Origin of the sequence: Parashewanella spongiae (genome assembly GCF_004358345.1) — a bacterium.
In the GTDB taxonomy this organism is placed as follows: Bacteria; Pseudomonadota; Gammaproteobacteria; order Enterobacterales; family Shewanellaceae; genus Parashewanella; species Parashewanella spongiae.
Window position 1 is genome coordinate 1930214 of the sequence record NZ_CP037952.1, and the last position, 21699, is coordinate 1951912.

The following is a 21699-nucleotide window of genomic DNA, read 5'->3' on the forward strand; positions in this document are numbered from 1 at the left end:
TTAATCGTCCTTTTTTTGTTCTTCGGGTAGATAACGAAATAAATATACTATGGTCAGTACAGTATTAATCAATGACAAAGCCGTGAGACCAAATACTTTAAAATTGACCCAGGTTTCTAAAGGCAGATTAAACGCGACATAAATATTACCTATCGCACATGCTAGGAAAAATGCAGCCCAATACCAAGTTACCCGTTTCCATACCAAATCAGGTACAACCATTTCTTTACCAAGCATGGATTTAATCACGGATCGATTCATTAATTGACTGCCCGCTAAAATGCCTGCAAACAGTATGTAAATGAAGGTGACTTTCCATTTAATAAAATTTTCGTCATGTAAGAGAATCGTTAAAGTGCCAAATACCGTAACCATGGCAAAAGTAACCAAAAGCATTTTTTCTACTTTACGATAAAGGTAGTAAGTGATGATTAATTGTATGCTGGTCGCGACAATCAATGCGCCACTCGCGATATAAATATCGGCAAATTTATAAACCGCAAAGAAAATGATCAGGGGTAAAAAATCGAGTAACTGTTTCATTCTGATAGATACTTATTGAAAATGGGCTAATTTATTGAGGAAATCAGTGTATCACGCTCCGTTCTTGTAACCCAAACTCAATGAAACCCACGCGAATTACTGAAAATGATGAATTAACATGGTACTGGCTTACGGTTTGGATTAGCATGGTCCATTCAAAAAACGTGTCGTACTTATTTAATATCGTGAAATTAACGCCCATATGAAAGTAAACTTGGTTAAAAACAAACTCGCGGAGATTGAGCTTAGCTTACAGCAACTGCAGCTTTGGTCAGACACTCTACCCTCAGCACAAGCGTTAGCCAGTACTACGCCTTTTGCCTGTGATGTCATGACATTAGAGCAATGGCTGCAGTTTATCTTTTTACCTAAAATGCATTTGCTGATTGAACACCACCAACCTTTGCCAACTAATGTAGCGATTGCCCCTATGGCTGAACATATATGGGCAAATACTGATGTTCATTCTCCTTTGATTAATCTTATAACCGAAATGGACGACTTGTTAAATGACACCTGAATCGTTCGACCACCTCGATACCCAAGAAGCCGCTTTGCCGCAAGATGAGGGCAACCGAGATGAGATCTCACCTGAACTTCATATACTTTATGAAGATGAGTTTATTGTGGCCATTCACAAACCTGCGGGCTTGTTAGTACACCGCAGTTACTTGGCTCGCCGAGAGCGTTTTTTTGCGATGCAGCTCACCCGTGACTTAGTGGGGTGCCACGTATTTCCTGTACACCGTTTAGACCGTCCAACTTCTGGAGTCTTACTGTTCGCGAAAAACAGCGAAGTAGCGAACAACCTTTGCAAACAATTTGAAGAGCACAGTATTGAAAAGCAGTATTTAGCCCTTGTGCGAGGTCATGTGACTGAGGGAGGGAAACTGGATTATGCCTTGCGAGAAGAGCTGGATGATGTTGCAGATAAATTCTCTAAAAAAGACAAAGACGCTCAAGCGGCTATCACCTTGTATCAACCACTCTTAAATACGGAAGTCCCTTACCAATCAGGGCGCTATCCAACCAGCCGTTTTGCTTTAGTACAAATGCAGCCGTTAAGTGGTCGTAAACATCAGCTACGCAGACACATGGCGCATTTGCGACACCCTATCATTGGCGATACAACCCATGGTGACGGTAAACAGAATAGATTTTTCCGCGATTTCCAAGGTCTTAACCGACTTTGGCTTATTGCTAAAAAGTTGGTCATTACTCATCCGATATCGGGAGAAAGAATAAGTATTGAAACAGAGCTAGAAGATCACTGGTTGAATATGTTTGAAATGCTCGGTTGGGACGAATCAGCATTAAGTACGGGTGATACACAAAAATCATTACTTGCTAATAGAGTAGAGTGATCTTAGTTTGGCATAATGTAATATAGTTATACAGTTATACAGTTATACTGATGTCTGTGAACTGAACACGTAAAGGATGAGCGAATTGAAAAAGGTAAATATTGTATTTGGGACGGTTTATGGTAGCGCGCAGTTTGTCGCTGAAACGTTAGCGGAAGCTGTATCAGCAGCAGGTCATGAGGTTCAGCTCGTTGAGTCAGAGGCGTTAGCTAATTTTATTCCATCAGAATCAGATTTGTTGCTTATTATCAGCTCAACTACTGGGCAGGGAGATTTGCCAGACAATATCCTTCCATGGTTTGAATTCATACGTTCCAAGGGACTGTATTTACCTAATTTACAATATGCAGTAGTAGGCTTGGGAGACTCAAGTTATGAGACATTTTGTGGCGCAGCCAACCAACTGGAAGCTTTATTTACTGAATTGGGCGCACAACTTATAACACCTACATTAAAACTCGATGCCTGCGAAACAATGGAGCCAGAAGTGGATGCGTCAGCTTGGCTTAAAACTTGGATTGATGAATGATTTTCAATGATTCATTGGTTTAAGGGATCTAGCGATTTAGGAAGTACCAATCTTTGTCATACCAGCGAAGGCCGGTATCCAGTGGCTCTTATAGAAAAAAGCAAAGGTACTAGACTATAGCCTGCGCTGGAGTGACGAGAATTCATCGGTATACTTTCTTCCGCAACTTTCCTAATACCAATTACTGTAATTGGTATAATACTTCTTATCATGTGAAAAAAGCACAAACTGGTATTTAATGACTTGTTGACCAATTAATAACTTGGTGTAGATCAAGTATAAGTGGGTATTCATGTGGTGAAGTTAAGAATAAGATCACATCACTAAGATACTGTGGTTTAATGACTTTGTTTAACCATGGGGAGAGTACTGGCGCAGTATATTCATTGTAAAAATCTGTCGTTTGATTACTTAAGCCATCAGGATCGCGTAGACCTAATTGGTGAGCCTTGTCAAAACAACTTTCAATCATTGTTAACAGCAATGCGTAATTATCAGCAGCCCTGATTAATTTTTTATCTCCTCTTTTTTTGGCTTCCATTAGTTTTATTGTGGTGTATAAATCTGTACCTAATTTATGCTCATATCTTTCATACTCTTCTGACACCATAAAATCTAAATCGATAAAATATAGTTTACTGGTTTCGAGTGGTAATAATGCACCTGTTTCAAGAGTAACATTTTGTTTTATTGTCATATTGTGAGGTTTAATATCACGCACAAAAATAAACATTTTATGGACTTTAGCAAGATCAATGCATAAGGGTTTGAAAAGAGTGTAATCGATAGTTCTTCCTATGCAAATAAAGTGTGTATATAGATCTTTGCCTACGTTACAAGCAAGCACTGTTTTTAAGCGAATGGCTCTGGTTTTGGAAAAAGAGGGAAATTCTACAAGTCTATCCATTAATTTATTGTAATTATTGACATCAAAGGATTTTGCGAACATTGATCTAGCTAGAAAGGTTAACTCTAAAAAGTCACAATCAAGCTTGGTGACTTTCTTGAACATACCTTCCATTTTGAGAGATAAATCATCGTGCACTTTGGTTGGCTCCCGAATTAGTGGAGCTTTTATATTATCGGTAACATAATAAGTTACAGGGACACCAGAAGGATGTTTGACGTGTTTGAGTGTTGATAATCTACATTCGAGAAACTTGTTCTTTTTGCTTGCTTGTTCGACTTTCTGTTTTTTTGTTACCATGAATTCAGCAAATGCTTGTTTAATTTTTTTTTGGGCACTATGCATAGTTTTAGAAGATCTATTTAAACGAAGAAACTCATCGAATTCTCTGATGCTGTTTGTTTTTTCTGTTTGTGCTTGAGCTCGTTTTGATTCAGTTTTTTTCAGTTCTGCATCCATTTCAAGAATGCTGCAGTCTCCCTTAAAGGTAACAGTTTCATCCTGCAGATGTGGAGCTACATCCCATTGTTCTAAAGCGCGTTCAATGATTTTATTTCTTATTGTTAGGTGAGAGTTTAAAAACTGGGAAACTCGTCTACAGTGTGTAGTTGATGATACAAATGTTTCTATTCGCTTTAGTGAGAACAGCTGGTGATTGTCGGGGTTAAGGTGAGTAACATGATTTACTTTCCAGTTACCTCTAGAAAAACGGACGAGAAATCGATTTCCATCATTTAAGGCTAAGACGAGTTCATTATGATCCTTCCCTGTTTCGACACTTTGGAAATTTGTGTTAGCTATGGAAAAAAGGTCGTCAGATAATGAAGGTAAACTCAATTTTCTACCCTTGGCAGTCAAGGTTCAAGTATTAAAATGAGAACTATTATTCGTTTATATTCAGTATAATAAAAGTGAATTCTTGTTTATGCTTGGATATAACTCTTTATCGATAGAATATTTAGCTTCACTGCTAACGCCTTAAACAACTAAGGGATGTCGCAGTTCAAATAATACCACTTTAAATTTCAACGCTTAATTTGTCATACCTGCGAACGCAGGTATCCAGCGACTTGTGCCCAAATTAACCAAAGACTCTGGACTCCTGCGTTCGCAGGAGTGACGATAAAATTGGTATACATTCTTCCGCCACGTCCCTAAGGGTTCAAAAAGCACAAAAATCAATCCTAAAAGCTCAACAACCTAGAAAAAGCATTTCTAAAATATTTACTTCATACTGCTTTAATGACTCAAATTGACATTCATTGAACCTTGATGAATACAATTAAAGTTCCAATCCTGATGAAAAAACGAGTTTTAAAATGGGTTAAATTAATTTGAGTTAATCTGTATGGAAATATTAATATCAATATTATAAATTGCTCTAAAGATGAACAAAATCGATTAAAGCAAAGCTACTTATTTATCGCTGTTGGCTTATACAGTGTGTTGTTTTTACAAGTTCATGTACACCAAATTTATTTCAAGTAACTTCTTATTAGGAGCTATTTATGGCTGCGATAGACGTCCAAACTAACCAACTCTTAACTTCCTCTTCAGAACCATTTAAATTTAAATCATTTCCTTCTATTCCTAGGTCTCAAGATTTGGCTCCACTATTAGAGCTTGAAGGAGTACTTGCTAGCAAGATTTGGGTTGTGACAGAAAAAGTGGATGGAGCTAACCTCAGCTATTGGTATAGCTCCCATAACGGCATATCTCACGCAAGTCGGAATGGGTGGATAAAGCCATCAGCGAAGTTAAAAGAAGTTGACCAGCAGAACCAGTCAGCATCAGGCTCTAAAACTAATGTGGAAGATAAACTGGGGGTTGAGACCTTTTCTATTCATCTTGATTATGATAGAAAAATCAAAGATTTGTTCGAAGAACTTCAAAAAGATAAACCTCAATTAGTTAAGCCAGATTCGGTTTTGGTTGTCTATGGTGAGTATGCTGGACCCAATTCACCGGGCAGCTTTGTTAGCATAACTGAAGACGGCAGATATTGTGATTCCCGGCATGCTGCAGAACTTAAGCCCATAGCCTCAGGTGATAAAACAAGTGTTACACAATATAGAATCCCTTATGTTAATAACGAATTTTATGCGTTTAAAGTTTGTATTGATGGGAAACCTTTGGACTTTGATACAATGGAAACGTATCTTGAAAAAGTTCGCATCCCATGTGTCAAGACTATTACCCGACTCAATAGCTTGCAAGAAGCTCTTAATTATGACACTAAGCGCATAGCGACTCGTCATGAGGTTTCTCAAAAGGTAGGCGACCGTCCTGTCGTGGTTTCTGATACAAAATTGAACACCTTATGCCCATCAGCCAAGTCTTTTGAAGCAGAAACGATACCACTTGATATTCAAACTGAAGGGATTGTTACTTGGGATAAAGATTACGGTGTTTTAGTCGTTGGCAACCATTCGTATGATTTGGTTTTTAAGAAAAAAACTGATCTGCACAAAGAGAAGGGAGATAAGATTGGTGAAGTAAAAAGCAAATTGTCAGTACCTGAAAACATCAAAGACGAAGTTAGAGAGATCCGCGGTGGGATGACAAGTGAAGGCGCCAAAGAGTTTATTCTCAAGAATAAAAAAGACGATAGTATGACTATGGAGGCACGAAGAAAGAACTATACCAAATTAAGAACTGGTTATATCCAAAGTGAAATAATAGGTTTTATACAAGATAGAGCTGATTCTCAGCTTGCTAAACAGATAAATGATTCAGATAAAGAGCAGCTTGAAAAAAATTCAAAAAAATATATTAGATATTTTCTTACGCAAGCGCAGGTTATTTTGAGTGATAGTGTTTTAGATTCACTATTTAGCAAAGAAAATGTGTGAACCGAATTATTTCGCATCTTAGAGAGGGCGTTTTGAATTATGCAAGCCTAACTCTTTAAAATTCTGATAAGCCATTAAGGCTAGATAAATAAGTTTAGAAAGCAAAGTAACGCCATCTTTATAGGGTGGTAAGTCAAGTTAGCGCCTGCGATTGGATATATCAAAAGTTTGGAGTGCTTGTTATAACAAACCGCGCGAGTGAGTGATATATACACAACTCCATGTGGTAATTTCGTCGTTCCCACGAAAATGGGAATCCCCTGTAACATGATGACTATTTGTTACTTTACAAAATGATAAATTATTAAGGACATTGTTTTTATAGTTGTATGTATACCCTTTTACTTTATCAGTATCTGTGAAAATTATGTTGTCGATTTCGATAGCTTGGTGATTGTTCGCTATTGCTGAGTCAACTAATGTAAGATTCATAAATTCTTCAGGGATTTCAATTTTACATTCTGCTGATGCATGTGCTCCAAAAAAATAAGGCACTCGAAACGCCACAAATTCGCAAATATTTCCTAAAGCCTGACATAAAACTCCGATTTTTTGTATAGTGCGCTTGGTTATCTTGAATTTTTGATGATATTGTATTCATCAATCACGATCATAACAAAGTAGATACAAGTGAAGAATTATTTTCAAAACAATCTATTTGTGCTGTTGATTTAAAATAAAAGCTTGTTCATCAGTTATGACACCTTGCTTCTTTAATAAACCGATGATTGAACTTGGCTTTCGAGCTTGTTCATTCGCAATTTTATCAATAGTTACCTCTGATCTGTACTGATTAACCACTGAATCAATATCATCTTCAAGCCAAGCTAAACTAAACCATAATTTTTTGGAAGACCTTTATCAATGTTTTCCTGTTGTTTTTGTTCTGTCGTTTTTTTAGTTTTCTTCACTTTCGGAATCAATTTAGTTACTTGAAAAAGGGCACGAATAACTTCAGGTTGATTATATGGAGAGCTATCCGGTAGGATTTCACCTGTTGTAGGGTCGACTCCGTTAGCTAAGGTTTCAATAATATTAATTATTCTTTCTTGATTCATATTTACACCTCCATAATGACCACTGGCAACGAACGCTCAAATAACAGTAGGCTAAATTCTAGAAGCCAACCAGTTATATCTTCGTTGATTTGCCTCGTTATATGTTGTTTCGTTTAGCGAGTTCCTTGTGAAAACTACTTTCACCAAAGTACCAGACAATTAGACCAAATACCGCTCCTGCTATTGCCCATATAAGCGCATTGACAACAATAAATTGAGAAGTGAAACCAGCTTCAGGTTTGTTGATAATAAAAGTCATGAAAATAAACATTGGAATACCCCATGATAAAACTCCACGAAGTAAAACAAATTTTAGTTTCCCTTGCACTCTAGACTTCTTCCAAGATTCAAATTGATTATTTGTCACAGTGATCTATAACCCTACCGATTAAACATATAGCCCCGCATTCAGCGAGCATAAAATAGCTGACTAGTTTTGCACAGGCAGGAACAAAAGCTAGCGATTTTTGTTCCTATTGAATGCCTGTTATAAGCAAGTTATACCAATTACAGTAATTAAATGCTCAACTCAGAGCTATGTATGCGCACAAAGTACAAACGAAATTGATGAAAACATAGTTATCTACGTTGAGAAAATTTTGTGAAGTAATTTTTGCACATACAAGCTCCCGAAGGGCAAGGCTAAAGGTTTCCATTACTGCGTTGCACGTTCTTGAATTATCCCGATAGTACTTCGAACATGCGCCTTGTACTGAAAACCTTTATCTCTTGCTGAGTGAGAGATTAATTACTGTAATTGGTATTATACGATTACAGCGTTGCCGATAATTGCAGGCAATAAGAATAACGTAGAGAACAAAAATGACCCCGTAACGACAAAACCAATTAAGCAAAAAGAAGATTGTAAGGTAAAAATCCTAGGCTTAAAAAAAGCAGCAGTTTGAATCGAATAATGTAGTTTTAACATGCTATTTGGCAAAGATTCATATTTGATTTTTAGCCAATCAGTTAAAGGTTTGAAATAAACGACTAAACAAGCAAACGCAAATTCAAGACCTGAGAAATCGATGACCAACATAACTTCTGGAGCAAGGAATGCTCCGAAAATTAAAAAAGCCCCAAAAAATAATTTCCAAAATAAGTTTAAATTCTTCCAGTGACTCATGTGACTCCCTGTGCTTATAACGTCAAGTTAAAGTTTTTTGTAATTGGCTAGAGTGTGAAGCGTAGCTGAACCACATTAAGTAAAAAGTCCAGTATTAACAGTTTGTTATATTGCTTATGATTATTTGGATATAAAGAAAGCATTAAAACTAATGAATGAAATGTTTTAACATTAATTTTGGGTTGGACTATTGGAATGACTGACATCATCCCGAATAAATAGACAAAGCTTGGAGAAGAACCTAAAAAGATATCCAAAACAAGATTGAAACCAAATATATCAGTTCTGGCTAGCTTCACTGCAATCACGATTAACCTAGAAACATCAGTTGACTGCGTTCTCAAGCATAGAAAAAATGGCTGATAGTAAGGCGTAGCTTGCAGCAAGTAGTTATTCTACTTGCAAAAGTTACAACGCAGATAGCAGTCATTTTAGCAAGCTTGTGAGCGTAGAGCATTTCACTTATTGGATGAAATACATGATAATAAAATCATCGTATTGCTCAAACAGTAACTCGTATACTCAGCGTTCAACTGATGTTTTTAGGATTAACGTCATCCATGTACCAAGCGATGCTCCGTTACAGAGCTCATACTCAAGGTGTGAGTCAATGAGATTGCAACGACTGTCAGCAACACATCGAATTTCTATTATATTGCGGCCATCGAATTTGTGGAAGAAAGTATACCGATGAGTTCTCGTCACTCCAGCGCAGGCTGGAAAGGAAGTAACGACAGTTTTGTATGTCGGTAGTCTAGTGCCTTTGCTTTTTTCTATAAAAGTTACTGGATACCAGCCTTCGCTAGTATGACAAAGATTGGTACTTTCTAAATCGCTAGAACCCTTAGTTGTGAACCTCTGACAGTTTTGAACGATAAGTACCTGTCAATAAGTTCTTTGATAATTATTGTGTTCAGGTTTAGTGCGATACAAGACGAAATGTAGGGCGCATAGCCGTAGCTATGTCGGTGTTTTGCAAGACAGTTGTCACTCTTTGCTTGAAATTTAAGCTACATATTTTTCATCTTTCTCAGTATCGTTTTCATTATCTGGGTTTAACATCACATCCCCAGCAGGTTCGCAGTTCCTAACATCACCCGACCAGCGAGATGGATGCTCAGCTTTTGCAGACTTCAATACTTCTTTTCGCTTCATTAATACCAAATTGTCTCTCTCTTCATGCCTCTCTTGAGGGGTGACGTAATTGATCTTGCTGTGTTTATGTTCTTTGTTGTACCACTGTACAAAGCTTTCAACCCAATCTTGAGCCTCTTCTAAGCTTGCGAAACCTTTCGCCTGCCAGTCTGGGCGGTACTTTAATGTTCTGAATAATGCTTCAGAGTAAGGATTATCATTACTCACACTTGGGCGACTCAATGATGGTGTAACGCCTAATTCTTCTAGCTTTGCTTTCATAGTAAAAGACTTCATTGGCGCACCATTATCTGAGTGCAAAATCAGTGGTGTATTAAAGCATTGCTCTCGTAACATCGTCCTCTGTATAAGCTCTGCGGCCTTAATTCCACACTCTTGTTCATGGACTTCATAACCAACTATTTTTCGGCTGTAAATATCTTCAAACATATACAGATAATAGAACTTACCTTTGATGATCGACGCACAATAAGTGATGTCCCATGACCAAATCTGATTCGGCTTTGATGCCTTGTAGCTCTTTGGTTTGCTTCTCTTTTTCACTTCTTTTTCTCGGCCTCGACGATTAAGTTGGTTATGTTGCTTTAGCACTCGATAGAAGCTCGACTCTGACGCAATATAAATCCCTTTATCCAACAAAGACGGAACAATTTGTGACGGTGGCAAACTGGCATATTCATTTTGATTACAGGTATCTAAAATCAGCTGACGTTCCTGCTCAGACAACTTGCTTTGAGGCTCGGGGCGAACCGAGTCAGGGCGTAAATCTTTTTGAACTTGACCATCTTTATACCAACGGCGATAGGTTCTTTTGCTCAACGGAACTTCCTTACAAGCAGGTTCTAGTCTCGCACCTGCACGGCACGCTTCTTGGATTAATTCGATAAGTTGCTGCCTTAGATTCAGTGGCGTTAATTCTCCTCGTTTTCGTCCTCCCATAAGAGGTTGAGCTTTTTTCTTAGCACCAACAAAGCCGTTGTTTCTGCTAAGGCTTTTTCCTTTCGTCTTAGATCTAATTTCAGTGATTTAATCTCAGATTTGTCGAGTTTAGCCTGTTTTTTTGCTTCTACTTTTTGCGCTGTGCTTGACTGAAAACCACTGAGGCAATCTTGTTTCCATTGCTTGACTTGCTCTTTAAATATTCCTTTCTCACGACAATACTGATTTAACTGAGATTCAGTCATTATTGCGGTTTCAATGACAACAGCTAGCTTTGCTTCGGCTGACCAATTGTCTGTATTTAAGGTTTTCCCTGACACTGGATGTCCTGCTTCTTTTGCTTTATCTCGCCAATAATACAGGGTATGTACAGAAATGCCTTCTTCTCTTGAAATCGCAGCGATTGTCATATTGTGTGGAGGAAGCATTTTACTCAGTACAGCTTCTTTACGTTCAATTGAATAATGTGTCATTTAGGTGTCTAACTTCCGCTCCCTAAACAGTTTAAATTGATTAAATTTTAGGAGTGACAACAAGTCTGACACAGGGGGATGTAACCGAAGTTGCAACACCGTAGAGTGCTGAAACTGGGCACTAGAAAATCTTAAGAAACTTATGGTCAGGTACTTATATGGGTATAAATTTGAGTGGTTGATATATCAGCATGCCTTCGGCCTTGAGGAAAGATTAGCAGGGGTTAAGTATATTCTTCGCACCGATATGTTGATCGAGTTATAACTTCGAGGAATACCGTATAGCAAATTTTTGCTTTCATTTGTCCTGCAAGCTCGTCAAAGTTTGCAGGACATCGCTAAAAGATAACAGGTGGATGTATGAAGGTATTGGTTGAAAGCCTTATGGAATAGTAGTACAAGCGGTTGTGCGAAAGTAATAAAAAGTGACGGAGGAGTGAAAGCTGTTGTACGGGAACAATCTCAAATAAAGAAGTTAAATGAGATAGACAAGGACGATGCTATCACTCTTATTTACATAACGATTCAAGCAGGTGGCTGCTGAATTGTGTTATTTAATTCTGTCTTCTCAGGTCGTCCATATAAGGGTTTGAAAACGTAGGATGTAACTTTCATGCCAATCTTACGGCTGATACTAACACTTAATCTTTAGTAATTGATTACACGATTGTAAGACCCGCCTTTTAATTGATGAATAACCAGTAGGAAAAGTTTTTATTTGTAATGCATTAGATAATAATGAAGCGAAGATCAGTCGACTAAACGTCGAATAATTCAATGTTCAATGTTTAAGTTTGGACTTCACTATTGGTAAAACATTTGTAGTAATAAAAGGTAATAAAGATATAAAAACTGCACTGATAAATTGAGTTTAAAGAGGTATAACAATGTTAGGTGAAGATCATTCTTTAATTAAAGATTTCTCTGCTCATAAAGATAAAATTATCAAACTGACAGCAAGTGATTCGTCGTTCAAAAAAATGGCGAACGAGTATCATAGGTTGGATAGTGAGATAAGAGAGATTGAACTTCAAGGGGTTCCCGTTGCAGATGAGCGTTTTAATCAGCTAAAGCATCAACGCTCAGCACTAAAAGATAAACTATACAAATTGATTATTCATTGATAACAATTTTTAGATATATGCCTTAACCGTTCGGTTAAGGCTTTAAGCATAAGGGATCTAGCGATTTAGAGAGTACTAATCTTTGTCATGCCAGCGAAGGCTGGTATCTAGTGACTTTAATAGAGAAAAGCAAAGGTACTAGAAACTATGAAGGACAGTAACTCAACTACCCTTTAGTTACCACAACACAAGGGGAATATTATGAGCACCGTCCTTCAAGTAAAAGATAACGCAAAATTTGTTAATTTGTACATTGCTTTTGAACTTAGCAGTAAAACTTGGAAGCTTGGCTTTTCAAATGGTGAAAAAAAGAGAGTCAAAACGATTGATTCCCGAGACTGGAAAGCCCTACATCATGAAATAGCCTTAGCAAAAGAAAAGCTATTCTGCGTTGAAAACTGCAAAGTCATTAGCTGTTACGAAGCAGGTAGAGACGGATTCTGGATACACAGAGCGTTAATTAAAGACGGCATCGAAAATCATGTGATTGACTCAGCCAGTATTGAAGTCAGCCGAAAACAGAAGAAAGTCAAAACCGATAGAGTTGATGTGATTGCTTTGCTCCGTTTACTGATGCGTTATCACTCTGGAGAGCAAGAAGCTTTAAATATCATCAATGTTCCAAATGTAGAAGCTGAAGATAAGCGACGAATTAACCGAGAGCGAGAACGATTAGTAAAAGAGCGTGGCAGTCACAGCGCACGAATTAAGTCACTTCTGTGTTTGCATGGTATCAGCGTGGAAAATATCTCTAAACTAAAGGGGAAAGTTAATCAACTTAAGACGGCGGTTCTCAATAAGCCTTTACCGACAGATTTAGTGACGGAAATAGAGCGAGAACTTGATAGGCATGAAATTGTCGACAAGCAAATTAAAGCAATTGAGAAATTACAAAAACAACGTGTTCTTGATGACTGTGATGACGCATCGCAAAAAATTAATCAGCTCATGCAGCTTAAAGGCGTAGGCTGGCAATCGAGCTGGGTATTAGTAACAGAGTTTTTCCATTGGCGAGAATTTAAAAACGCTAAACAAGTGGGAGCTTGTGCAGGAATGACACCAACGCCTTACGATAGTGGTGACAGTCAAAGAGAGCAAGGCATTTGCAAGTCAGGTAATCGACGAATACGAAAGATTATGGTTGAACTCAGTTGGTTTTGGTTACGGTATCAACCCAAATCAGAATTGAGTTTATGGTTCGAACAGCGTTTCGCTCATGGCAGTAAACGAATGAGACGCATCGGCATTGTTGCTATGGCACGTAAACTTCTTATCAAACTGTGGAAGTATTTAGAGCATGGAGAAGTGCCATCAGGTGCAACGATGTCACTTTAATCAAAATAACCAAGTAAAGAGTAAAATGTAGTAAAGCGTTGTTCGATGCTAACTGTACAGCCCCTTGATAAGCAAGGCTAAATCGTTTTTCTAGAAGAGTTAGTATCATTATTCAGGTTAGGCGTGATAATGCGCATGCAATTTAAGGTGACTGACTAAAGTCAGAACGGATAGAAGGTGGTTAGCCATTAAGCTGACACAACAAAACCTGAGCAACACTTTTAACCAGAGAAACTGAATGAAATAAATTAAAAACTGAAGGGCTTGACAAAGATGTCCTCATAGAAGGGGCTGTTTATCTTTCGTGATTATTTTTGCAGCGATAAATTGGTCGTTTTATACAAGACAGAGCTTGTGCGGTTTGGTATTCCAAATAAGCAAACGATAACGCAGTAGAAATGACCAATTTACGCTGTCTTAGATGGTTTTGAGCGTTCACTGTTCTGTGTTGTAACCCGTTTACTTAGATGACTAAGCTTCACGGCTTACGCCATGAACAGATAAACGCTCAAATAGCACAAAATTTAATCCTGAAAGATAAACAGCCCCTAGTATTTATTGGAATAAACGAAGATTGGATTCTGACTATAGATATACTTGCTGCTATTCATGCCTTGCTATTAGTAAATTTTTCTGCGTATATGAAGGCTCCCAAACAATTTATTTAGGTTAAAGAAAGGTGACAGACACATACGATGATTTCGATTAAATTATGTGTCATTCAAAAAATATTAAGGTTTAAAATGTTATATTAAAGTAGCTTTATTTCTGCTCAATGTTAAAAGAGATTGCACATCTAAATTCGGAGAAATGCATGGCAATATCAGGGGTGAATCAACAGGCTGTAGAATATGAAGCTTGGCCTGATATTGCGCCTAGTGTCCCACCTAAGCCACATAAACCCCTAACAACGTCAAAAACTGAATGTAGCATTCAAGAGGCGACAGATTCAGAGCCAATAAAGTCTAAAATTCAAGATGATGGACATGTCGCTGCATTTCAGCCCCTTGATACAACAGTGGACTTATATGATAAGTGTCATCCTCACGCCTTGGTTGTTGGGGGACAAACTTATGTTGAACTATATAAACAAAGAAGGTTTTCACGTTATTACACGCAAGCATTAAGCATCTCTAAAGCGTTTAAAACATTCGTTGATGACATGAATAATCCAGATTCAAGCTTGAAAGAGAAACCTACAGCTAGCGTTTTAACAAAGCAAATGAGAGCAGTAAGGTTATTAGGTGAGATTCAGGAATTAAAGGTTTTATATGGTCAGTACTTGGAGCGATTTTCTGATGAAGTAACATGGCTAAAGGCGATTCGAAAAGCAAACACCAGTACGCCGTCATCCAAAGCGCTCATAAAAATGCATACAAAGGTTGCACATTGCACAGTTGTGATCTTTGCAAAGCTTTGCACAACAGTAAATTATAAAAAGATATTATCGGAGCTTTTTTGTGAACAACTTTTAGACAGCAATAGTGTTATAAAAAAAGCTGATCTACCTGAAAAAACAATCATGAGACAGTCACTAAAAGGTAGTAATTTTTGTCAAAACTTATTGTTTCATTGTGAGATTTCACAATTATTTTTTCGCCTTTTAGAAGATGATAATAATCATAATTTGTCAAAAGAATTTTTTATTTCTCATATTGAATGTGTCACCAATTTTTCGGCAATATTCTGGGATATCGAGGTTGGGGGAGCAGAGATGGCCCTAAAAAAACAGCTTGAACCTTTTACCAGCTCAAGAAAGCAATACGAAGCATTATTTCAAAGTTTTGAACATTATGTGTTAGGTGACGAGAATTTGCTTGATAATCCCCAACATAAAAAAATTAATATGAGTTGTGATTATTTAATTTTTACAGCCTTATTTCGAGAACCCATTCATGCCGCTCCATGCTTGAAGTTAATGTATGAACATTTGCCGAGTATGAGCCATCGACAAATCAATTGTTTGCGTAGGGGCCTTATTTTTCTGTGTAATTCGATTTGCGATACTCATGAAAAATTTGAAAAAAGCACTTTGCCATGGAAGTTTCATTTACATGCTTTATCCAGTTTATTAATTCGTGATGAGTTAAAGTTGGGCAATAGTAAGGAAGGTAATCATCAAGAGTTCTCAAAAACGGTTAAGAGGTTTGAACAAGCTATTGCTCCGGCAACCATAGAAAGTTGCCCTAATTTTCCTCATTTGCCCGTAATGAGTACCGAGAAATATCAACTCCCACCATCTTTTTCAATTGAATTTAAATCCTTGAGCATCAGTGATTGTATTCCTCATTTTAAGTCACAGGCTTACAAGGGGTATTTTGGTACTATTTTTGACTGGTTTATAAAGGAAGTGTCAAAAGAAGAGGTAGATTACGGACGATTGAATGTCTATTTATCGCTTAAGAACACAGCTTTTAATGGGCATCAAACTGAGCTACAAAGTTACAGTGAAGCAGCACGTTGTTATATAGAACAAATATTTGGGGAATATCAGAATATAAATAAGTTGAAATATGGAAGTAATGATGATTTAGCTAAAAAAAAAGTAACAGCTTCAAAAGCTTGGCTTAATAAAGTTGATGAGCTTATGGAGAACTATGAAAGTTATTTATTGAAAATATCAGGGCAACGAATGCTACGAATTGCTGATGAACATAAAATACAAGGCAAAGCTCGAAATAAAATTTTCAATAGATGTAAACAGTCATTTGATAAACATGCCACCCTTTCTGAACTTGGATTTTTGCGAGATATTTATCAACTAAAAATGAGTTTTTCCGAGACTCAAGAAATGTTTATTTTGGAGTTATTAATTAAAGCGAAAACCACTCAGCAAATACAACAATTCGACAACAAAATGAGTGAGTTTTACACAAGGAAACAAAAGTTATTTTATCGAGCATGTGGGTTTCGTTTTATCTCAATTACTAAGTGTCAAAAAAAATCAGACACGGCTTTTTTAAGTAAAACTATGCTGGAACTAGGGAGAGATTTATGCCTACTCTATTCAGGCTTTTATGAAGCATTAGAGCGCATAACTTGCTTGAAACTCCATGGTGATGTAGTCGCTGTAAAAGTAAAATTGGCATTAGAGGGGATCGTCAACGATCCTACTTTGATAGATTTCACAGTTAAGACTTTGGATTGCATGCATAAATCTTTTCAACTATCCGCACCATTGTTACAGCAAATTTATATATTGGAAATACTTTATAGGCCAACGACTTTAATTGAGAGCTTAAAACAATTGGATCAATTAGATTTTAAAGCTTGTGGAATCCCCAGAGAATTTTCATTATTGAGTGTCTTAAGGCGCATCGTGGTGCTAACGGTTGAACAATGTGCTAGCTCAAAGCTTCCTGCTTCAGTGGTTGATATTAATCGACAGGAAGACTTTTTTAAAATTGTGTTTCACAGTTTGCAATGTGGCTGGTTGTCAAATGTGTATTTGCAAGCTGTCAAAACGGTCAGTGATAAAGAATTGGATTTTGCTCGTTATGACCTTTTTGCCGTTTTTGAATCGAATAAAGAAAAGGTTAGATCGATAAGTCAGGAATATTTACACATTCAGACTCAAAAAAAGCAGCAAAAGGATAGTGAAATGAGTGCATTGTCTAATATTCCAAAAGCCATGAAAATTAAGCCAGTTAAACAGCATTTTACTCCAGCTACGAGAGATCTTACTGTTGAGGAACGTCATAGTCCAATACCTCCAGAAAGATCAAAAGAAGATCAATTACTTGAGCCTATAGAGAAATTCTCCTTGGAAAACCCGAAACAAGCGATACAAAAATTTTTAGAATTGATTGCAAAAAACACTCATGATTTGCAATTGTGTATACGCGGTCGAGTAGGCATTGTTGAAGCTGCTATTTATATGATCCCAAAAGAATTAAAACAATTAACAACATATCAAAAAAAGTTAGAGACATTTTGCAATATGCTTATTAAAGCAAATGAGAAACATCCATTTAAACCCGATGATCTTCAACTATTTAGCCATATTAAAGAGGGGTGTTTAGTAATGGTGTCAGAATTACCTGAAAAATTCTTTAAGGATTTGTCAGAAATACAAATTCAGCTAATGGGTGCTGCAGATATAGCCATAAAAGATGATGAAGCATACACTTCAGCTTATATAACAATGGATAGAGTGGGAAAAGCAAAAATGGAAATTCAAGCATTTCTACATTTTTGTGAAACCGCACAAACAGCCATTTCATTGAGAAAGAAAAATACTCAATTACGCACACCAATTATAAAACAAGGAGATAGATTTGGACGAGACTGGATTCCGAAAAGTGAAAGAGAGAAATCGGCTCAGATTTTTTTATCTGCTGAGGAAAACGTAACCCGACTAAAGCATCAATTATCGGAAATAAGTGTATTACTCTCTTTTTCATAAAACCTTAAACTTAGGGATTTAGCAATTTAGAAAGTACCAATCTTTGTCATACCAGCGAAGGCTGGTATCCAGTGATTTTATAGAAAAAACAAAGGCATTAGGGGCTGTTTATCTTCCAGGATTAAATTTCGTGCTATTTGAGCGTTTATCTGTTCAAGGCGTAAGCAGTGAAGCTTAGTCATCTAAGTAAACGGGTTACAACACAGAACAGTGAACGCTCAAAAGCATCTAAGACAGCGTAAATTGGTCATTTCTACTTGCAAAATTTATAACGCAGATAGCATCCATTTTAGCAAGCTTGTGAGCGTAGAGCATTTCACTCATTGGGTGAAAACCATGATAATAAAATCATCTTATTGCTCAAACAGTTACTCATATACTCAGCGTTCAACTGATGTTTTTAGGTTCAACCGATTTATTTAGGATTGTGTAAAATATTTAATTCTTGCTTGCCTAATGTCGTCATTTTGTTGTTTTTCAATAAGTTGATGTTTTTCAGTTAAGCGCTTGCCATCTTTTGATAGTAACTGATTACCTGCTCCAGAGAAGGCACTGGTGTTTGTTTTTTGTTTTACGTCCTTGTCACTTTTCTTGATTACGTGAAAGCATTTCTGAGAACTGCTTGCATTATCGCTAGAACAAGAAGCAGGTGCCAAATGGGAAGAACCTAACTGCATCCTTTTCTTGGAAGCAGCATCTAAAATGCCACTTGAACTGTCAGTGGCTTGAACAGCTTTTACCTCCCTAGCTACATTGGAAAGAGCTCCAATATCGTCAGGGATGAATACCATTTCTCCGGCCTGCTCAGCATGTCCGGTCATATTTTCAACGGTAAGATGTGTTGTTGATGGTGTACTATTCAGTTGCATTTGTAATACTGTTTCGTGAGGTGTTGGTACGTCTCCTTCTTGCAAAGGTTTCGATTGAACTTTAGGATTTGGTGATTTTAATTCGCAACTTTTTCTATGTTCAGAATTATTATCAATAACAAAGTTTTTTGAGGACTCTACTCCTCCTATAGGCGTGGACATTATTTACATTCAGTCAATTATTATTAAGTTAACGTCATTGTTTATCAGGTTTTATAAATTAGATCCAGAAGCTGAACAATTATTAATCTATGGTGGTTCTAAAATAGTCCGAAGTGTTGTTGCACCAATTACATTAAGTACCTGATGTGTGGTTAATTTTTGGTGGGCATTATCATACCTTAGAATGATTGATTCTATGGCATGGAGAATACGATCAAGTCGCTGGGTTCCTGCTTTCGCAAGGATGACGAAATAAGCAATTTCAATGAGTTATGAAAATCTCACATTAGACAAAACCGTCGTGACTTCGTTTCTACTTGCAATTCGTTTCTACTTGCAAAATGTATAACGCAGCTAGCGGTGATTTTGGCAAGTATATGAATGTTTAGCACTCACCTGATGGGTGAATTCGAGTTGTTTAATCTTGTATTTAACTTCAATAGATTAAAGTTAAATTGTGTGTTTAACCGATTTATTTAGGATAATAGATATCTGGATTAGAGTCGCAAGATTTGACGGTCTCGATGGTACGTAAAAGCGAGAAGTGCTAGCATGCGTACCATTTAATGCATATCAAAGAAGATAGATTAATGAGTTTACCCTCCGAGTTGTTAGGCCGCTGTGGCGGTAAATGTGAATTATGTTCAGCAGAAACAGAATTAAAACAGTTTGATATCCCAGCATCAGATGGACACATTGATTCAGATATTGCACTTTGCGGCGTGTGCGCCGAGCAGGTCATTAAAACTGAAGATTTTGACGTGAACCACATGCGCTGCTTAAATGACAGCATGTGGAGTACGGTGCCAGCGGTGCAAGTAATGTCAGCACGTATGTTGAATCGTTTGAGTTCAGAAACATGGGCTCAAGACTTGAAGGATATGTTGTATCTCGACGAAGAGCTTCAGGCGTGGGTGGATGCCGAACCGTCAAACGAAGAAGACGATGATATTAAACATGTGGATAGCAATGGTGCCGTTTTGAGTTCAGGTGATACAGTAGTGATCATCAAAGATTTAAACGTAAAAGGTACAAGCTTTGTGGCTAAACGTGGCACTTCAGTTAGAAATATTGGGTTAACCAGTAATCCTGAACACATCGAAGGCCGCGTGAACGGCACTCGAATCGTAATTTTGACTCAATACGTTAAAAAAGCGTAATTGTTTTAATGTACGGCTTCGAGTTCAAGCTCGATGTCCGTACAGCCTTTCTTGCAGTATATTCCTGGGTTTTTATTGGCATTTTTTGTTTCAGGAAGAATGAGTTCTAGTTCTTTTTTACATTCAGTGCATGTCGTCGACTTTCCAAGAAGAATACGCTTGATAAGTCCTTTTTGTTTATTGAATGACTGGCTGGTGAGTTTATTTTTAATGCTAAAATCGGTCATTAAGATATGGTTACTCTCTACTCGTTGAAGCGGTTAATTTATCAAACTTTTGAAGTTTTATCTTAATATTCTCGCTCAATAGACATAAAAAAAGCAGCTAAGATAAATCCAAGCTGCTTATTAAGTTTGTAAGGAAATGAAAGTTAAATAAAAGTGCCTTCAATTTCTTTTTTTACGTAATTTAGATCCGATTGATTTTCACCAACCATAATCATATAGGCACCATCTTTTTCAAAACCCATGCCTTTATACTTGTCATCAGAGAATGACTTTTCAAATTTCATTCTTTCTTCTGCTGGCACAATAAAGAGAGTAACTTTACCGTTATCGCCTTGCATGACCATGTGTAAACTGCGTACACCTTGGAAGTCACAATAGGAGGTGTAATAGACTTCACCAGGCTGTTTCGTAAACTTAGAATCTTGCATGTTTACTAATGAAACCAATTGTTTGTTAACTTGTTGATAGCTCACATTTTGGTTTATGTTCATGGCCATACCTTCATGCTTGACATGGGCAATAGCATGATCAGCTAGATCGACAGGCGCTGCACGCAACAAAGTAAAGCTTACACCAGCGGCGAAAGCCACTGAGGCTGCCATCGCTAACATGAACCCAGTTTTTCGCTTATGGGTATGATGCTGCTTTAGTTGTTGCCGTAATATTAAATTCTCAGTCAAGCGTTCAGGTACGTCTACATTCATTGCTTTTGCAATTTGTTGGTCAAGGGCTTTTAACCCATCGACCGTCGCAGCTTTACCCGCATCATTGTTCATGGCTTGCAAAAAATCAGGTTCTTGGCAGTTGGGCTCAGCATAAGCCTTACGCCGAAACTGTAGCTCATCCATTTGATTGCCCTCTCATTTCGGGTTGTTCTAATGCATCTTTCAATTGATTACGTGCTCTAAATAACCGAGTCATTACAGTATTTCGATTTAATTCTAATATTTCAGCTATCTCTTCCCCGCTGAAACCACCGATGACTTGTAACAATAAGGGCTCGCGGTATTCCATTTCCAATTTGCCAATTTGTCTTCTGAGTAAATACTGCTCAGCGTGTTCTTCGTTACTACCTGAAAACACATCTTCAAGGTGATCTTGTTCAATATCAGAATAATCAAACTGCTTACGTTCGAAACGTCTGGCGTTTTCTCTGCGTAATATCGTAATCAACCATGCTTTAGCGGCTTTATCATCTTTTAACGAATCTAAAGCGCGCCATGCACGTAGAAAGGTCTCTTGTGTTATGTCTTCAGCAATGTGTTTGTCACCACACAGCCAATAGGCATAACGATAAATGTCAGTGTTAAGCGCCTTGATCAGGCTTTCATAACGTCGTTGTTTACTTATCATGTCTAAAGAGACCGCATCATCTGATTTTTTCTTTCGCAAAATATCAAACATATTTAATTCTTAATATTATGTTGAGGCGGTTAGCTTAAAGTGACTGAGCTGAATAACAAGTCCAATC

General features: G+C 37.4%; 18 protein-coding genes. 8 read left to right on the forward strand and 10 right to left on the reverse strand.

Annotation, left to right across the window (positions count from 1 at the left end; translation table 11 throughout):
• On the reverse strand, positions 1–543 hold the full coding sequence (locus tag E2I05_RS07420; protein ID WP_121854836.1) for a septation protein A: 543 nt from the start codon (positions 541–543) through the stop codon (positions 1–3).
• A 202-nt stretch (positions 544–745) separates the two neighbouring features.
• Between E2I05_RS07420 and E2I05_RS07425 the strand changes: the two genes are divergently transcribed.
• The 3 genes from E2I05_RS07425 to E2I05_RS07435 all read left to right on the forward strand — a co-directional run bounded on the left by E2I05_RS07425 (position 746) and on the right by E2I05_RS07435 (position 2436).
• Positions 746–1063, forward strand: coding sequence for a YqcC family protein (locus E2I05_RS07425; RefSeq protein ID WP_121854835.1), 318 nt, complete (start codon positions 746–748; stop codon positions 1061–1063).
• Positions 1053–1907, forward strand: coding sequence for a tRNA pseudouridine(65) synthase TruC (truC, locus tag E2I05_RS07430; protein ID WP_121854834.1), 855 nt, complete (start codon positions 1053–1055; stop codon positions 1905–1907). Before E2I05_RS07425 ends, truC begins: the two co-directional genes overlap by 11 nt.
• An 85-nt stretch (positions 1908–1992) precedes the next feature.
• Positions 1993–2436, forward strand: coding sequence for a flavodoxin (locus E2I05_RS07435; protein WP_121854833.1), 444 nt, complete (start codon positions 1993–1995; stop codon positions 2434–2436).
• Between the two features lie 235 nt (positions 2437–2671).
• Here E2I05_RS07435 and E2I05_RS07440 read toward each other — a convergent pair whose 3' ends face one another.
• Positions 2672–4180: a hypothetical protein gene (locus tag E2I05_RS07440; protein WP_121854832.1), complete on the reverse strand. Its 1509-nt coding sequence runs from the start codon at positions 4178–4180 to the stop codon at positions 2672–2674.
• 671 nt (positions 4181–4851) lie between these two features.
• Here E2I05_RS07440 and E2I05_RS07445 point away from each other — a divergent pair.
• Positions 4852–6195, forward strand: coding sequence for an RNA ligase family protein (locus E2I05_RS07445; RefSeq protein WP_121854831.1), 1344 nt, complete (start codon positions 4852–4854; stop codon positions 6193–6195).
• Between the two features lie 827 nt (positions 6196–7022).
• On the opposite strand, the gene E2I05_RS07455 is transcribed toward E2I05_RS07445, so the two are convergent.
• The 4 genes from E2I05_RS07455 to E2I05_RS07470 form a co-directional block, all read right to left on the reverse strand.
• Positions 7023–7253 (reverse strand): hypothetical protein, encoded by a 231-nt coding sequence (locus tag E2I05_RS07455; protein WP_121854829.1) that lies wholly within the window; start codon positions 7251–7253, stop codon positions 7023–7025.
• 97 nt (positions 7254–7350) lie between these two features.
• The gene (locus tag E2I05_RS07460) at positions 7351–7620 is read right to left on the reverse strand and encodes a hypothetical protein (protein WP_121854828.1); all 270 of its coding nucleotides are present in this window, start codon (positions 7618–7620) and stop codon (positions 7351–7353) included.
• 396 nt (positions 7621–8016) lie between these two features.
• Positions 8017–8379 (reverse strand): hypothetical protein, encoded by a 363-nt coding sequence (locus E2I05_RS07465; protein ID WP_121854827.1) that lies wholly within the window; start codon positions 8377–8379, stop codon positions 8017–8019.
• A 1005-nt stretch (positions 8380–9384) separates the two neighbouring features.
• A protein-coding gene (locus tag E2I05_RS07470; protein WP_425325192.1) for an IS3 family transposase occupies positions 9385–10946 on the reverse strand; the annotation gives its coding sequence in 2 pieces (ribosomal slippage) (positions 9385–10466 and positions 10466–10946; 1563 coding nt in all).
• A gap of 887 nt (positions 10947–11833) precedes the next feature.
• Between E2I05_RS07470 and E2I05_RS07475 the strand changes: the two genes are divergently transcribed.
• The 3 genes from E2I05_RS07475 (at position 11834) to E2I05_RS07485 (ending at position 17810) form a co-directional block, all read left to right on the forward strand.
• On the forward strand, positions 11834–12070 hold the full coding sequence (locus E2I05_RS07475; RefSeq protein ID WP_121855311.1) for an HP1242/YdcH family protein: 237 nt from the start codon (positions 11834–11836) through the stop codon (positions 12068–12070).
• Between the two features lie 201 nt (positions 12071–12271).
• Positions 12272–13405 (forward strand): IS110 family RNA-guided transposase, encoded by a 1134-nt coding sequence (locus tag E2I05_RS07480; RefSeq protein ID WP_133309449.1) that lies wholly within the window; start codon positions 12272–12274, stop codon positions 13403–13405.
• Between the two features lie 814 nt (positions 13406–14219).
• A complete protein-coding gene (locus E2I05_RS07485) occupies positions 14220–17810 on the forward strand; it encodes a hypothetical protein (protein ID WP_121851971.1) in 3591 nt (1196 codons plus the stop codon).
• 419 nt (positions 17811–18229) lie between these two features.
• Here the strand turns inward: E2I05_RS07485 and E2I05_RS07490 are convergent, their stop codons facing one another.
• Positions 18230–18841, reverse strand: a complete 612-nt coding sequence (locus E2I05_RS07490) for a hypothetical protein (RefSeq protein WP_121851972.1) — start codon at positions 18839–18841, stop codon at positions 18230–18232.
• A 590-nt stretch (positions 18842–19431) separates the two neighbouring features.
• Between E2I05_RS07490 and E2I05_RS07495 the strand changes: the two genes are divergently transcribed.
• On the forward strand, positions 19432–20001 hold the full coding sequence (locus E2I05_RS07495; protein ID WP_121852017.1) for a PhnA domain-containing protein: 570 nt from the start codon (positions 19432–19434) through the stop codon (positions 19999–20001).
• A 5-nt stretch (positions 20002–20006) separates the two neighbouring features.
• On the opposite strand, the gene E2I05_RS07500 is transcribed toward E2I05_RS07495, so the two are convergent.
• From E2I05_RS07500 to E2I05_RS07510, 3 genes are all read right to left on the reverse strand, one after another.
• Positions 20007–20228: a hypothetical protein gene (locus E2I05_RS07500; RefSeq protein ID WP_121851973.1), complete on the reverse strand. Its 222-nt coding sequence runs from the start codon at positions 20226–20228 to the stop codon at positions 20007–20009.
• Between the two features lie 143 nt (positions 20229–20371).
• On the reverse strand, positions 20372–21076 hold the full coding sequence (locus E2I05_RS07505; RefSeq protein ID WP_121851974.1) for a DUF3379 domain-containing protein: 705 nt from the start codon (positions 21074–21076) through the stop codon (positions 20372–20374).
• Positions 21069–21632, reverse strand: a complete 564-nt coding sequence (locus tag E2I05_RS07510) for a sigma-70 family RNA polymerase sigma factor (protein WP_121851975.1) — start codon at positions 21630–21632, stop codon at positions 21069–21071. The genes E2I05_RS07505 and E2I05_RS07510 overlap by 8 nt, the downstream gene beginning before the upstream one ends.
• Positions 21633–21699 lie beyond the last annotated feature (67 nt).

Coding starts and splice junctions, on each gene's coding strand:
- E2I05_RS07420 (WP_121854836.1), bottom strand. CDS start 543: ATGAAACAGTTACTCGATTTTTTACCCCTGATCATTTTCTTTGCGGTT.
- E2I05_RS07425 (WP_121854835.1), top strand. CDS start 746: ATGAAAGTAAACTTGGTTAAAAACAAACTCGCGGAGATTGAGCTTAGC.
- truC (WP_121854834.1), top strand. CDS start 1,053: ATGACACCTGAATCGTTCGACCACCTCGATACCCAAGAAGCCGCTTTG.
- E2I05_RS07445 (WP_121854831.1), top strand. CDS start 4,852: ATGGCTGCGATAGACGTCCAAACTAACCAACTCTTAACTTCCTCTTCA.
- E2I05_RS07455 (WP_121854829.1), bottom strand. CDS start 7,253: ATGAATCAAGAAAGAATAATTAATATTATTGAAACCTTAGCTAACGGA.
- E2I05_RS07465 (WP_121854827.1), bottom strand. CDS start 8,379: ATGAGTCACTGGAAGAATTTAAACTTATTTTGGAAATTATTTTTTGGG.
- E2I05_RS07475 (WP_121855311.1), top strand. CDS start 11,834: ATGTTAGGTGAAGATCATTCTTTAATTAAAGATTTCTCTGCTCATAAA.
- E2I05_RS07480 (WP_133309449.1), top strand. CDS start 12,272: ATGAGCACCGTCCTTCAAGTAAAAGATAACGCAAAATTTGTTAATTTG.
- E2I05_RS07485 (WP_121851971.1), top strand. CDS start 14,220: ATGGCAATATCAGGGGTGAATCAACAGGCTGTAGAATATGAAGCTTGG.
- E2I05_RS07490 (WP_121851972.1), bottom strand. CDS start 18,841: ATGTCCACGCCTATAGGAGGAGTAGAGTCCTCAAAAAACTTTGTTATT.
- E2I05_RS07495 (WP_121852017.1), top strand. CDS start 19,432: ATGAGTTTACCCTCCGAGTTGTTAGGCCGCTGTGGCGGTAAATGTGAA.
- E2I05_RS07500 (WP_121851973.1), bottom strand. CDS start 20,228: ATGACCGATTTTAGCATTAAAAATAAACTCACCAGCCAGTCATTCAAT.
- E2I05_RS07505 (WP_121851974.1), bottom strand. CDS start 21,076: ATGGATGAGCTACAGTTTCGGCGTAAGGCTTATGCTGAGCCCAACTGC.
- E2I05_RS07510 (WP_121851975.1), bottom strand. CDS start 21,632: ATGTTTGATATTTTGCGAAAGAAAAAATCAGATGATGCGGTCTCTTTA.